At 72.3% G+C, this 12,811-nt stretch carries 11 protein-coding genes; 8 read left to right on the top strand and 3 right to left on the bottom strand.

Going from position 1 to position 12,811, the window contains the following annotated elements:
• The first annotated feature begins 149 nt into the window (after positions 1-149).
• The 3 genes from HUO13_RS36105 to HUO13_RS36095 all read left to right on the top strand — a co-directional run bounded on the left by HUO13_RS36105 (position 150) and on the right by HUO13_RS36095 (position 4,083).
• Positions 150-1,436, top strand: a complete 1,287-nt coding sequence (locus tag HUO13_RS36105; RefSeq protein ID WP_211899307.1) for an adenylosuccinate synthase — start codon at positions 150-152, stop codon at positions 1,434-1,436.
• 150 nt (positions 1,437-1,586) lie between these two features.
• Complete coding sequence (locus tag HUO13_RS36100) at positions 1,587-2,486, top strand: zinc-binding dehydrogenase (RefSeq protein WP_249124323.1); 900 nt, start codon at positions 1,587-1,589, stop codon at positions 2,484-2,486.
• A gap of 166 nt (positions 2,487-2,652) precedes the next feature.
• Positions 2,653-4,083 carry a DUF2637 domain-containing protein gene (locus HUO13_RS36095; protein ID WP_211899305.1) on the top strand — a complete coding sequence of 477 codons (1,431 nt, stop codon included), beginning with the start codon at positions 2,653-2,655 and terminating at the stop codon, positions 4,081-4,083.
• Positions 4,084-4,290: 207 nt separating this feature from the next.
• Here HUO13_RS36095 and HUO13_RS36090 read toward each other — a convergent pair whose 3' ends face one another.
• Together HUO13_RS36090 and HUO13_RS36085 are read right to left on the bottom strand one after the other, a co-directional pair.
• Positions 4,291-5,901 carry a Na+/H+ antiporter gene (locus HUO13_RS36090; RefSeq protein WP_211899304.1) on the bottom strand — a complete coding sequence of 537 codons (1,611 nt, stop codon included), beginning with the start codon at positions 5,899-5,901 and terminating at the stop codon, positions 4,291-4,293.
• 130 nt (positions 5,902-6,031) lie between these two features.
• Positions 6,032-7,135 carry a glycerophosphodiester phosphodiesterase gene (locus HUO13_RS36085; RefSeq protein WP_211899303.1) on the bottom strand — a complete coding sequence of 368 codons (1,104 nt, stop codon included), beginning with the start codon at positions 7,133-7,135 and terminating at the stop codon, positions 6,032-6,034.
• 271 nt (positions 7,136-7,406) lie between these two features.
• Here HUO13_RS36085 and purD point away from each other — a divergent pair, with 271 nt between their 5' ends.
• From purD to HUO13_RS36060, 5 genes are all read left to right on the top strand, one after another.
• Positions 7,407-8,669 carry a phosphoribosylamine--glycine ligase gene (purD, locus tag HUO13_RS36080; protein WP_211899302.1) on the top strand — a complete coding sequence of 421 codons (1,263 nt, stop codon included), beginning with the start codon at positions 7,407-7,409 and terminating at the stop codon, positions 8,667-8,669.
• 221 nt (positions 8,670-8,890) lie between these two features.
• Positions 8,891-9,193 carry a hypothetical protein gene (locus HUO13_RS36075; protein ID WP_249124322.1) on the top strand — a complete coding sequence of 101 codons (303 nt, stop codon included), beginning with the start codon at positions 8,891-8,893 and terminating at the stop codon, positions 9,191-9,193.
• A 9-nt stretch (positions 9,194-9,202) separates the two neighbouring features.
• Positions 9,203-10,420, top strand: a complete 1,218-nt coding sequence (locus HUO13_RS36070) for a transglycosylase SLT domain-containing protein (RefSeq protein ID WP_211899301.1) — start codon at positions 9,203-9,205, stop codon at positions 10,418-10,420.
• A gap of 283 nt (positions 10,421-10,703) precedes the next feature.
• Complete coding sequence (locus HUO13_RS36065; RefSeq protein ID WP_211899300.1) at positions 10,704-11,870, top strand: pyridoxal phosphate-dependent aminotransferase; 1,167 nt, start codon at positions 10,704-10,706, stop codon at positions 11,868-11,870.
• Between the two features lie 160 nt (positions 11,871-12,030).
• Positions 12,031-12,192, top strand: coding sequence for a hypothetical protein (locus tag HUO13_RS36060; protein ID WP_211899299.1), 162 nt, complete (start codon positions 12,031-12,033; stop codon positions 12,190-12,192).
• 10 nt (positions 12,193-12,202) lie between these two features.
• Here the strand turns inward: HUO13_RS36060 and HUO13_RS36055 are convergent, their stop codons facing one another.
• Positions 12,203-12,802, bottom strand: coding sequence for an HAD family hydrolase (locus tag HUO13_RS36055; protein WP_211899298.1), 600 nt, complete (start codon positions 12,800-12,802; stop codon positions 12,203-12,205).
• Positions 12,803-12,811 lie beyond the last annotated feature (9 nt).

Raw genomic sequence — 12,811 nt, 5'->3', positions numbered from 1 at the left:
TCCGCAAGGACGCGCTGTGCGATCGACGTTTCCGCAGGACAATGCAGTCGTACTCACGTTTGGCTCCTGGTTTACCCTGATCGACCGGCATACCCGTGGTGGACGCAGGTCCGCGTGAGCGACCACCCCAGTCCAGGTTGGAGTTTCACATGCCGGCGATCGTGCTGATCGGAGCCCAGTGGGGCGACGAGGGCAAGGGCAAGGCGACCGACCTGCTCGGCGAGCAGGCGCAGTGGGTCGTGCGCTACCAGGGCGGCAACAACGCCGGTCACACCGTGGTGCTTCCGGACGGGCAGGACTTCGCGCTGCACCTCATCCCGTCGGGAATCCTCACCCCCGGTGTGACGAACGTGATCGGCAACGGCGTCGTGGTCGACCCCGGGGTGCTGCTGGAGGAGCTGGCCGGGCTGGAGGCCCGCGACATCGACACCACCAGGCTGCTCATCTCCGCCGACGCGCACCTGATCATGCCCTACCACGTGGCCATCGACCGGGTCACCGAGCGCTACCTGGGCAAGAAGCAGATCGGCACCACCGGCCGCGGCATCGGGCCGTGCTACCAGGACAAGATCGCGCGGGTCGGCGTCCGGGTGCAGGACGTGCTCGACGAGAAGATCCTGCGGCAGAAGGTCGAGGCCGCCCTCGACATCAAGAACCAGATCCTGGTCAAGGTCTACAACCGGCGCGGGCTGGACGTCGACGAGGTCGTGGACACCGTGCTCGGCCAGGCCGAGAAGTTCGCGGGCCGGATCGCCGACACCAAGCTGCTGATCAACCAGGCACTGGACCGCGGTGAGACGGTGCTGCTGGAGGGCTCGCAGGGCACCCTGCTCGACGTCGACCACGGCACCTACCCGTTCGTCACCTCCTCCAACCCGACCTCGGGCGGTGCGTGCGCCGGTTCCGGCATCGGGCCGACCAGGATCAACGGCGTGGTCGGCATCCTCAAGGCCTACACCACCCGCGTCGGTGCCGGTCCGTTCCCGACCGAGCTGACCGACGACGCCGGGGAGAACCTGCGCAAGGCGGGCGGCGAGTTCGGCGTCACGACCGGGCGCTCACGCCGCACCGGCTGGTTCGACGCCGTCATCGCGCGCTACGCGACCCGCGTCAACGGCATCACCGACTACTTCCTCACCAAGCTCGACGTGCTCACCGGGCTCCAGACCATCCCGGTCTGCGTGGCCTACGACGTCGACGGCGAGCGCGTGACCGAGATGCCGATGACCCAGACCGGCGTGCACCACGCGGTCCCGGTCTACGAGGAGCTGCCGGGCTGGTGGGAGGACGTCAGCGGCGCCCGCGGCTTCGAGGACCTGCCCGCCAACGCCCAGGCTTACGTGAAGCGGCTGGAGGAGCTTTCCGGCGCGCGGATCTCGGCGATCGGCGTCGGCCCGGGCCGCGACCAGACCATCGTGCGACACACGATGGCGTGATTCTCGCGCTCGTCGACAGGCCCCGGTGCTCCGTGCCGGGGCCTGTCGCCTTTCCGGTGTCCTGGTCGCGGGATCACACCCGTTCGCCGGAATAGCGTCACCCGGAGTGCGGTTGTGGTGCACCGTCCGATCACCGCGAGAGAGGTCGTCATGCGCGCACTCCTGACCACGCCGGGCACCGCGTCCGGCCTGTCCCTCGGCGACGCCCCGGATCCGGTGCCCGCCGCGAACGAGGTGCTGGTCGACGTCGAGCACGTGTCGCTGAACCACGGCGAGGTCGCCTTCGCGCGGGCGCCGGAGGCCGAGCCCGGCGCGGTGCACGGCTGGGACGCCTCGGGTGTCGTCGCGCGCGCGGCCGCCGACGGCTCCGGTCCGGCCGTCGGCTCCCGGGTGGTGACCTTCGGCCTCGGCGGGGCGTGGGCGCAGCTGCGCGCGGTGCCTGTCGGCGAGCTGGCCGTGGTGCCCGACGACGTGTCGCTCGCGGTGGCCTCCGCCGTCCCGGCCGCGGGCGTGACGGCGCTGCGTGCGCTGCACCGGTCGGGCCCGCTGCTCGGGCGCCGCGTGCTGGTGACCGGTGCGTCAGGCGGTGTCGGCCGGTTCGCGGTGCAATTGGCGGCGCGGGGTGGCGCGCACGTGGTCGCGCTCTCCGGTCGCGGTGCGGGCCTTGCCGAGCTGGGCGCGCACGAGGTGGTGAGCCGTCTCGACGACGTGGGGCCGTTCGACGTGGTGATCGACAACGTCGGCGGTCCGCAGCTCGTGCGGGCGTGGGAGCTGCTGGAGCCCGGCGGTGTCGTGCAGAGCATCGGCTGGACCTCCGGCGAGCCCGCGACCTTCCCGCCGTACTCGACGGTGGGTCCCGCCAAGTCGCTGACCGCTTTCCGGATGGGTACCGATCTGAGAACGGATCTTGAATATCTGACTGGCCTGATCGCCGCGGGAGAGCTGACCGCCGACATCGGCTGGCGCGGTTCGTGGTTGCGCTACGACGAGGCCGCCAAGGCGCTGCTCGGAAGGGAAGTCACTGGTAAGGCCGTGCTCGACGTCGAGTGACCGGTGCGTCGCGGAGGTCCGCGACCGCGGCGACCTGCACCGCTTCGAGTGACCGATGGGGTGTCACTCGTTCGTGTTCGACTGTCTCTAGGATTCACCGGTGCCCCGCGACGATCACGCACCACCGCGCGGCACTGCTCATGGACCGGCTGTCTGAGGATGAACCTTGAGCGACCAGCAGAACACGAGCAAGAGCAAGGGCCTCTGGCTCTCCCGCGCGGCGCTGGGCTTCGTGGCGATGGCCGCGGTGATGGGCTGGGGCGCCAGCTTCGTCGGCCTGCACGCATACGGCCAGGACCAGATGGTCGGCTTCAGCTACTGGTCGGCGTGGCTGATCCCGGCGACCTTCGACGGCGCCGCCTTCGGCGCCACGCTGATCACCTACCGGGCCTCCATCCACGGCCGCAGCGCCCTGCGCGGCCGGCTGCTGATGTGGATCTTCACCGCGATCAGCTCGTGGATCAACTGGATCCACCAGACGACGCCGGAGGCGCGCATCGTCGCCGCCGGGCTCCCGGTCGCCGCGGTGGCCGTGTTCGACGTCGTGCTCGCCGAGCTGCGCGCCGACTACGAGGAGCGGCACGGCAAGCGCCGTTTGCGGCTGCGCCCCGGGCTCCTGCTGCTGAGGTGGCTGGTCGACCGCGGCGGCACTTCGGTGGCGTTCCGCAGGCAGGTCACCGACATCCCGGTCTCCGAGATCGCCGGGCTCGGCACGTCGACCACGGTCTCGACCGAGTCGCCCGCTTTCGTCGAGCCGCCGCGCGACGTCGCAACGACGGCCGCGCCGCAGGGGCAACCCGCGCGGCAGCAGGCGGTGGCCGCGACGGAACCGGCGGAGGCTCCGACGGTCGCCGTGGCACCGACCGCGCCTGTCGCGCGGCCGGTGGCCGCGGTCGAGGAGCGGGAGCGGGCGGTGCCCTTCGCGCCGAGCGCGCCCAGGCCGGAGCCGGTCCCGCACGTCCCGGCCGAGCCGAAGGCGAGCGGCGAGCCCGAGGTGCCCTCCGCGAAGGCCGGCGCGCCCGCCGCGGCGGCCGGCGCGCCCGCCGACCACCGCGAGCCCGCGAAGGCCGCTGGGGAAGTCCCTGCGCCGGCGGAGAGCGACGACAGGCCCGCGGCTGCGCAGGCACCGGAGTCCGGCGAGGCTGCCGACCCGCTGCCTGAGACGGCGGCGGACAAGGCCGAGGAGACCGCCGAGCCGGCTCTCGCGAAGGCGAGCGAAACCGTCTCGGTGGAGACCACCGAAGGCGACGCCGGGAAGGCAGCCGCCGAGGAGAAGCCCGACGACTCGTCCAGCAGCAAGGCCGACGAGTCGGCGACCGCCCGGATGGGCACCGCCGGGAAGGACGAGGACCCGGGCGAGAAGACGGAGGTCCTGCCCGTCGTGAAGCCGGATCAGATGACCGACCAGGACAAGCGCGAGGCCGCCCGCCGCGACTACCGCCGCTCCCTGGAGGACGGCCAGCCGCTGAGCGGAGTGGCGCTGGGCCGCCGCTACGGCTTCTCCGAGCGCTGGGGCCGCACGCAGATCGCCGCGGTGCGCGACGAGCGCCGCAGCCAGGAGCAGGCGGAGGAGCTGGTCGGCGCCGACCACGCCTGAGTGGCTGTCTTCGGACTTGCCTTGTGCGGCGGTTCCGGTGGCGGAACCTCAGGCGCCCTCTGGCTCCGGGATCTTTTTCTGACGTATCAGCCATACGCGGCGAAAAAGCTGTCCTCGCCAGAGGATGCCTGAGAACCGCGGCGGTTCCGGTTGCGGCGGTGGGCCAAGCGGCTGCGCCGCTTTCAAGATCGAAGTCAGGCCCACCGCTCAGCGGTTGCGCCAGGAGTTCTCCAGCGCGGCCTCCTGCAGGTCCAGCTCGCGCAGGACGCGGCGCAGGACCTCGTCGTCGAGGCGGCCCGCGTCGCGTTCGTCGGCCATGGCGGCCCGCTGGACCTCCAGCAGCTCCCGGCGCAGGTCGGTGAACACCTGCCGGGTGGTGTCCTCCCGCTCGTCGGGCGTCCTGCCGACCTGGTCGGCGGCGAGCATGCCCTGGTGCTCCAGCATCGTCCGGATGCGCGGCAGCACCCGGTCGAACCGCTCCTGGTCGCATTGCAGGTCTCGGGGGCTGAGCCGGTCGAGGTGGGCCAGCGCGGCGCCGGTGGCGATCCGCCTCGCCTCCGCCTCGGAGCGGTCGTCGTCCTCGGCCTCGCGCGGGTCGGTGACGCCGAGCCTGCGGATCAGCCACGGCAGCGTGGTGCCCTGGATGAGGATCGTCCCGACGGTGACGACGAACGCGACGAACTGGACCGTCTCCCGCGCCGGGAACGGCGCCCCGCTGGCGGTCGTCTCCGGGATGGCGCCCGCCGCCGCCAGGGTGACCACGCCGCGCATGCCCGTCCACGCCAGTACGGCGCTGCGCCGCCACGTGCCGCGGGGCTCCCCCGAGCGCAGCAGGTGCGACAGGCCGGGCAGGTAGTTCGACGTGTACATCCAGACGACGCGGAAGGCGATCGTCGCGAACAGGATCAGCAGGGCCGCCAGCACCACCCACCGGATGTCGCGCCCGGTCGAGACGACCTGGGCGATGACGTCGCTGAGCTGCAGGCCGATGTAGGCGAAGACCAGGCTCTCCAGCAGCAGGTTGATCGACTCCCAGACCGTGTGCTCCTGGAGGCGTCCGGCCGCGCGGGCGCGCGGCTGCTTGTGCCCGACGTAGAGGCCCGCGGCGACCACGGCCAGCACCCCGGAACCTCCGAACTGCTCGGCGAGCAGGTATGCCGAGAACGGCACGAGCACGCCGAGCAGCGTGGCGACCTGGACGTCGGGCACCCGGGTGCGCGCGGCGTGCGCGAGCACGCCGAACAGCAGCCCGACCGCGACGCCGACGACGACGGCCTGGCCGAAGACCCGCAGGTCCTCGGCGAGCGTCGGCGCGGTGCTGACGACCGCGACCATCGCCATCCGGTACAGCGTGAGGGCGGCCGCGTCGTTGATCAGGCTCTCGCCGCCGAGAATCGTCATCAGCGCGCGGGGCAGGTGGAGCTGCCTACCGATCGCCGAGGCCGTCACCGCGTCCGGTGGCGCGATCACCGCTCCGAGCACCAGCGCCGGGGCCAGCGGCAGGTCGGGGATGAGGACGAAGGCGAGCCAGCCGACGAGGAACGCGGTCACCACGACCTGGATCACGCCGTGGTAGGCGATCGGCCGGATGCGCGAGCGGAAGTTCGTGTAGGAGCTGCCCAGCGCGGCGGCGTAGAGCAGCGGCGGCAGGACCGCGGTCAGCAGCAGCTCGGGGTCGATGCGGAAGTCCTCGGTCCCCGGGACGAGCGACACCACGAGCCCGGTGAGCACCAGCAGCAGCGGTGCGGCGATCTCCCGGCTGCGCGCGAGCGCGGTGACCAGCAGCGCCCCGATCAGGACCAGCAGCAGTTGGGCCACCGCGCACCACCTCCGTCCGCGGTGGACAGGCTACGCACGGGCGGAGCCCGGTGGCTCTCGCCGCCTCCGGAGGACCGCGATGCGGACAGGCCCCTCGGCGCGGCACCGGGGCACCGCGCCGAGGACGGCCTCAGCGCGCGGCGTGCTCGTCGCGCGCGATGACGGCGGTGTCCGGGTGGTCGGCGAAGATCCCGTCGATGTCCTGGGCGAACAGCGCGGCGTAGAAGCCGAACACGTCGCCGTAGGCCGACGGCACGTCCGAGGAGCGGAAGTCGGCGGGCAGGAACTCGTTCTCCGCGCGGACCGTGTAGGGCACGACCTGCAGGCCCGCCGCGTGGGCGTCGGCGACGACGGTGGTCGGCTCAGTGAGCCGGCCCTGGTCGTCGACCGGCAGGACGACCTTGGTGTCCGGGCCGATGACGTCGGCGTAGCCCGCGATCTCCCGCAGCCCCTCGGGCTTGACCAGGTCGGCGTAGGTGCGCGGGTCTCCGGCCTCGATGAGGTCCTGCGGCGCACCGCTGTTGCTGATGAGCTGGACCAGCCCCACCTCCAGCGACTCGTCGAGCCGCTTGAGGTTGCCCACCTCGAAGGACTGCACCACGACCTTCGCGTGCCGCTTGTTCAGCCCGTTGCGGTCGAGGGTCCGCACCACGCCCGGCTCCAGCGGCAGGCCGATGCGGGCGAAGTAGCTCGGGTGCTTGGTCTCGGGGGCCACGCCGATCTCGCGGCCCAGCTCCTTGGACAGCCGCGCCCGCAGGTCCAGCACCTCCTGGAAGGTCGGCACCTGCCAGCGGCCGTTGTAGACGGTGTTGTTGGGGCGGATGTCGGGGATGCGCTCGACGGCGCGCAGCGTCTTGAGCTCCGCGAGCGTGAAGTCCTCGGTGAACCAGCCGGTCAGCTCCTGGCCGTCGATGACCTTGGTGGTCCGGCGGTCGGCGAACTCCGGCCGCTGGGCGACGTCGGTGGTGCCGCTGATCTCGTTCTCGTGCCGGGACACCAGCACGCCGTCCTTGGTGGGCACCAGGTCGGGCTCGATGTAGTCGGCGCCCATCCGGGCAGCCAGCTCGTAGGAGGCGAGGGTGTGTTCGGGGCGGTACCCGGAGGCGCCGCGGTGCCCGAAGACCTCGACGCGGTCGCCCGGTTGGGCGGGGGCCGCGCTCGCGGGGAGCTGGATCACCGTACCCAGCACCGCGGCTCCTGCGACGGCCAGCGCCGTCAGACGTGCCCGGATCATGGTTGGACCTCCGTGTGTGCTCCGGCGGCCTCGCGCCGGTCGACGATCAAGGCTCGGGCCCAACCCGAGCCGGTGCAAGCGACCATTCGCCCACCGGAAGTGGGACCGGCGCCGACCGGTGGGTGAACAGTGCCGGCCGGTGCGGGGACGTGGAGCTGAACAGGTGACGCCGACCACTCCCACGGTGCCCGGCTTGCGCCGGATGTCCGATCCGACACACCTGGACGGGGGCAGGGCTCGCCGACGGCACCGGAAGTTCTACGCTGCGCCCGTGCGAATCCTCGTGATTGGTGCCGGCGGCCGGGAGCACGCGATCGTGCTGGCGTTGTCCCGCGACCCGTCGGTGACCGCGCTGGCCTGCGCCCCGGGCAACGCCGGGACCGCCGCGCTGGCCGAATCCTATGGTGTGGACGTCGCCAAGCCCGCCGAGGTCGCGGAGCTGGCCAGGAAGTGGGCCGCCGACCTGGTCGTGTTCGGCCCGGAGACGCCGCTGGTCGCAGGCGCCGCGGACGCGGTGCGCGCCGCGGGCATCCCCTGCTTCGGGCCGTCGAAGGCGGCCGCGCGGATCGAGGGCTCCAAAGCCTTCGCCAAGGACGTCATGCTCGCCGCCGGGGTGCCCACCGCGCACAGCGAGATCGTGGACAACCCCGCCAAGCTCGACGAGGCCCTGCACCGCTTCGGGCCGACCTGGGTGGTCAAGGACGACGGCCTGGCCGGGGGCAAGGGCGTGCTGGTCTCCTCCGACTTCGACGCGGCCCGCGCGCACGCGCTGAAGCTGCTCGACGACGGGCACCCGGTGCTGCTGGAGTCGTTCCTGGACGGGCCGGAGGCGTCGCTGTTCTGCTTCGTCGACGGCACGACCGTGGTGCCGCTGCTGCCCGCGCAGGACTTCAAGCGGGTCGGCGACGACGACCACGGCCCCAACACCGGCGGCATGGGCGCCTACGCCCCGCTGCCGTGGGCTGCCGACGACCTGGTCGAGACCGTCGTGCGCACCGTCGTGCAGCCGACGGTCGACGAGCTGGCCGCGCGCGGCACCCCGTTCTCCGGGCTGCTCTACGCGGGTCTGGCGCTGACCTCCAGCGGTCCGCAGGTGATCGAGTTCAACTGCCGCTTCGGCGACCCCGAGACCCAGGCGGTGCTCTCGCTGCTGCGCACGCCGCTGGCGTCGGTGTTCAACGCGGTCGCCCACGGCGAACTGGCCGCCCTGCCGCCGCTGGAGTGGGAGCCGGGTTGCGCGGTGACCGTCGTCATCGCCGCCGAGGGCTACCCCGGCCGCCCGCGGGTGGACGACGTGATCAACGGCGGCGACGGCCGGGGCGTGCTGCACTCCGGCACCCGCAGGCGCGAGGACGGCGCGGTGCTCTCGGCCGGTGGCCGGGTGCTCTCGGTCGTGGCGAACGGCGACGACCTGGAGTCCGCCCGAGAGGAGGTGTACCGGCGGGTCGCCGGCGTGCACCTGCCCGGCTCGCACCACCGCACCGACATCGCGCTGCGCGCCGCGCGCGGCGAGGTCACCGTGCCCACCGCCTGAGCGCGCGACCGCCGAAAACGGGAGAACAGCGCGAAAATCGCATAACCGGCGAGAAGGCCGCGACGGCGCAGCGGAACGGGCGCCGCGAAACGAGTGAACCGCTCGGCGATTCCGGGAAATCCCGGCCGCCGGGCGGTTCGCTTTGGTAGGCATGAGCAGGGGATCCGATCTCCGCCGCGGATCGTTTCGCGTCATCGGCGGAAAAATCTAGGAGAGCGATTGTGACCAGAGCTGGTTACAACATGCAGGCGCTGGACGACTGCCGCGCGAAGCTGGACTCCAAGGCCGGGCCGGTCGGCGCGATCGGCGACGGTTTCGAGAACCAGCACGTGGACGCGGCGATCTTCGGCGAGCTGGACGCGGCGGGCGCGATCGCCTCGGCGATCAGGAACTTCGACACCACGGCCAAGCAGCAGTTCGACGCGGCCGAGCAGCTGCTGCGCAGCGCCGGCTCCGCGCTGGACGCGGTTCGCACCGACGTCGGCGACGTCGACGCGGCCAACGCCGAGTCGATGCGGGTCTGAGGCGGGCCGATGGGGATATCAGGCGAGATCGCGGGCCTGCCGGGCGGTGGCGAGCTCGCGGAACAGGTGCGCAGGATCGAGAACAGCCGGCCGGGTGACATCAGGCAGATCGGCACCAGGTGGCGCGAGTCGGCGGGCAAGACGGGTGAAAGCGGGCAGGACCTCTCGCGCGCGGTCGCCGGTCTGGACGGGGCGTGGGGCGGAGCCTCCGCCGACGCGTTCGTCGCCTACATGGGCAAGCTGACCGGTGGCTTCGACACCGCGCGGCAGTCGGTGGAGAGCTCGGCGGCGGCGCTGGACCGCGCGGCGCAGGTCGTGGAGACCGCCAAGGAGGCGGTGAACGCGATCGGCGAACGGGCGCTGGCCGACGCCAGGCGCGCCGAGCAGGACTACCAGAAGGCCGTCCAGGCCGCGGGCGGCGACGAGGAAGCCAAGAAGCGGGCGGCGCAGGAGCGCGACGACACCATCAGGCGGGCCATGCAGCAGCACGCGGGCGAGGCCCGCACCAGGATCGCCGAGGCGAACCAGGGGCTGGGTGCCGCGCAGGGCGAGCTGACCGGCGCCGCCGCGGGGATGGCCGACGTCTTCTCGAAGCTGCCAAAGGCAGGCGACGAGAGCTTCACCCCGGCTCCGGGTCGCAAGGTCGACTGGGACATGACCCCTCCGCCCCCGCCCGCGCAGTCCAACCCGCAGAGCACGGGTCCCTCGGGCGAGTCGGGTTCCGGTTCCGGTGGCTCCGGTTCGGGCGGTTCCGGTGGCTCGGGCGGGTCCGGCGGAGGCGGCGGATCGGACTCGGGCTCCGGCGGTGGTGGCGGCGGAGGCGGTGGCCTCGGCCCGAGCGGTGGGCCGCCGAGCGGCGGACCGCCCCCGGGCAACGTCGACCAGTGGATCCGCGAGGCGATCAAGATCCTGCAGGCCAACGGCATCCCGGTGACCGAGGAGAACATCGACGAGATCTGGACGATCATCGAGAAGGAGTCCGGCGGCAACCCGCACGCCATCAACAACTGGGACTCCAACGCCGCCAAGGGCACGCCGTCCAAGGGACTGATGCAGTGCATCGACCCGACGTTCCAGTCGTACAAGCTGCCCGGCCACGACGACATCTACAACCCGGTGGACAACATCATCGCCGGTGTCCGCTACACCTTCTCCCGCTACGGCGGCTTCGACGGCCACCCGGGGCTGAAGTCGATGTCGCAGGGCGGCGGCTACCAGGGCTACTGACGGGACGCCGGTCGCGGGCACACCGCGGCCGGCACCCGCTCGGCAGGCGCGGAACGGGCCCCCTTCCGCCGGGACTCGGTTCCGGCCGTTACGGGACGGCCTCGGCACTGCCAGTGCCGAGTCGGATTCCGGTGCCTTCGGGCCGTCCGCTGCCCGGGCTCGCCGGTCCGGCCGCTCAAGGCTCCCGGGGCTCGGTCCGCACCGGCACCGCGTTGCTCCCCTCGGGCGCCGCGGTCCGGGACTGGGCGTTGGAGTGCCGTGCGGCGCCTGGCACGCTGGGGCCATGCCAGACTCGTTGCTCGCCGCCGCCACCAGGGCCGACGTCCCGCCGTTCCACGTGATGGAGGTCGTGTCCGCCGCGGCTGCCCGGCAGCGCACCCGCGGCGACGTCGTGTCGCTGGCCGCGGGTCAGCCGTCGTCGCCCGCCCCGCGGGCGGTGCGGGAGGCCGCTGCCGACGCGCTGCACAGCCACCCGCTCGGCTACACCGAACAGCTCGGCCTCGCCGGGCTGCGCGAGGCGATCGCCGGGCACTACAACCGCACCTACGACGTGCCCGTCGAGGCGGGCGACGTCGTGGTCACCACCGGTGCTTCGGGTGCCTTCCTGCTGGCGTTCCTGGCCGCCTTCGACGCCGGTGACCGGGTCGCGCTGGCCCGGCCCGGCTACCCCGCCTACCGCAACATCCTCGCCGCCCTCGGCTGCGAGGTCGTCGAGCTGCCGTGCGACGAGTCGACCCGGTTCCAGCCCACGGTGGAGATGCTCGAGGCGCTGGACGAGCCGGTGCGCGGACTCATCGTGGCCAGCCCCGCCAACCCGACCGGGACGGTGCTGGCGAAGCGGGAGCTGGCGGAGCTGGCCGCCTGGTGCGAGCGCAACGACGTGCGGCTGATCAGCGACGAGCTGTACCACGGCATCAGCTACGAGGAGCCGCTGCACACGGCGTGGGAGTTCTCCCGCGAGGCGATCGTGGTCAACAGCTTTTCAAAACTGTGGTGCATGACCGGCTGGCGGCTGGGCTGGATGCTGGTGCCGCCCGGGCTGCTGCGCGCGGTCGACTCGCTGACCGGCAACTTCACGCTCTGCCCGCCCGCGCTGTCGCAGTACGGCGCGCTGGGCGCGTTCACCTCCGAGGCATACGAGGAGGTCAACGCGCACGTGCAGGTCTACCGGACCAACCGGGAGCTGCTGCTGGCCGGGCTCGCCGAGCTGGGCATCACCCGGGTCGCCCCCGCCGACGGCGCCTTCTACGTCTACGCCGACATCGGCCACCTCGCCGAGGACTCGATGGCGTTCTGCCGCAGGCTGCTCGAGGACACCGGCGTCGCGGTGGTTCCCGGCATCGACTTCGACCCGGTCGACGGCCACCGCTTCGTCCGGATGTCCTTCGCGGGCAGCACCGCCGACATCTCCGAGGCCCTGGCCCGGCTCGCGACCTGGCTCCGCCGCTGACCGCGACACCGCTGGTCGGGCCGGGGTGCCGGGCCGACCCCGAGAACCCTGAGTTTTCCCGGAATGTCGGTTCGGGGCGGTCGCGGTGGGCGGTTCCTCTGGCAGGCTGGAGGCACGGTCCGCTCGGGGGCCGCTGTCGGCCGAGTTGAGGTGGCTTCGGATGTTGTGGAAGGTGATCGGCGGGCTGCTGTTGCTGTGGCTCGTGATCTCGGTGGCCGGCGTGTTGTTCAAGGGCCTGTTCTGGCTCGCCGTCATCGGCGGCGCGCTGTTCGTCGCCACGGCGGCGCTGGGCTGGGCGAGGGACCGCAAGCAGCTCAAGTGACGAGGCACCGCTAGCCGAGGACGCCCAGCTCCCGCAGCTTCCGGCGGGCCGCCTCCGCGCCCGTCCAGGTCTCGGCGCGCAGGCCCGCCTCGCGCGCCGCGTCGATGTTCTCCTGCCGGTCGTCGAAGAACAGGCACTCCTGCGGACGGGCCGCGATGGTGTCCAGCAGGTGCAGGTAGATCGCCGCGTCGGGCTTGCCCAGCCGCAGGTCTCCGGAGAACACCAGGTGCTCGAAGTTGCGCGCCCACGGCTGCTGCTCGGCCACGCGGGCGAAGGTCGACGGCGCGTTGGACAGCAGTGCCAGGGTGACCCCGGCGTCCGCGAGCTCGTCGATCAGGCGCAGCGTCTCGGCGTCGGTGTCCAGCCAGCCGTTGGTGTCGGTGCCGGTCAGGGCCTCGATGCGGGTGTCGTCGACATCGACGTCGAAGTGCGCGCCCACCGCGCGCCAGTAGTCGGTGTCGGTGCCGCCCCGGTCGTAGGCGACCCGCTCGGCGAAGTAGGCCGTCTCGAACGACTCCGGGTCGGTGCCCAGCATCGCGGCCAGCTCCGGCAGCGCCCGCGTCCGCACGCTGATCACCTCGCCGTAGTCGAAGACCACCCAGCGCAGCACTCCAACCTC

Origin of the sequence: Saccharopolyspora erythraea, from assembly GCF_018141105.1 — a bacterium.
In the GTDB taxonomy this organism is placed as follows: Bacteria; Actinomycetota; Actinomycetes; order Mycobacteriales; family Pseudonocardiaceae; genus Saccharopolyspora_D; species Saccharopolyspora_D erythraea_A.
Note: the sequence above shows the minus strand (reverse complement) of the source record. Positions and strands in the feature narration are given on the sequence as shown.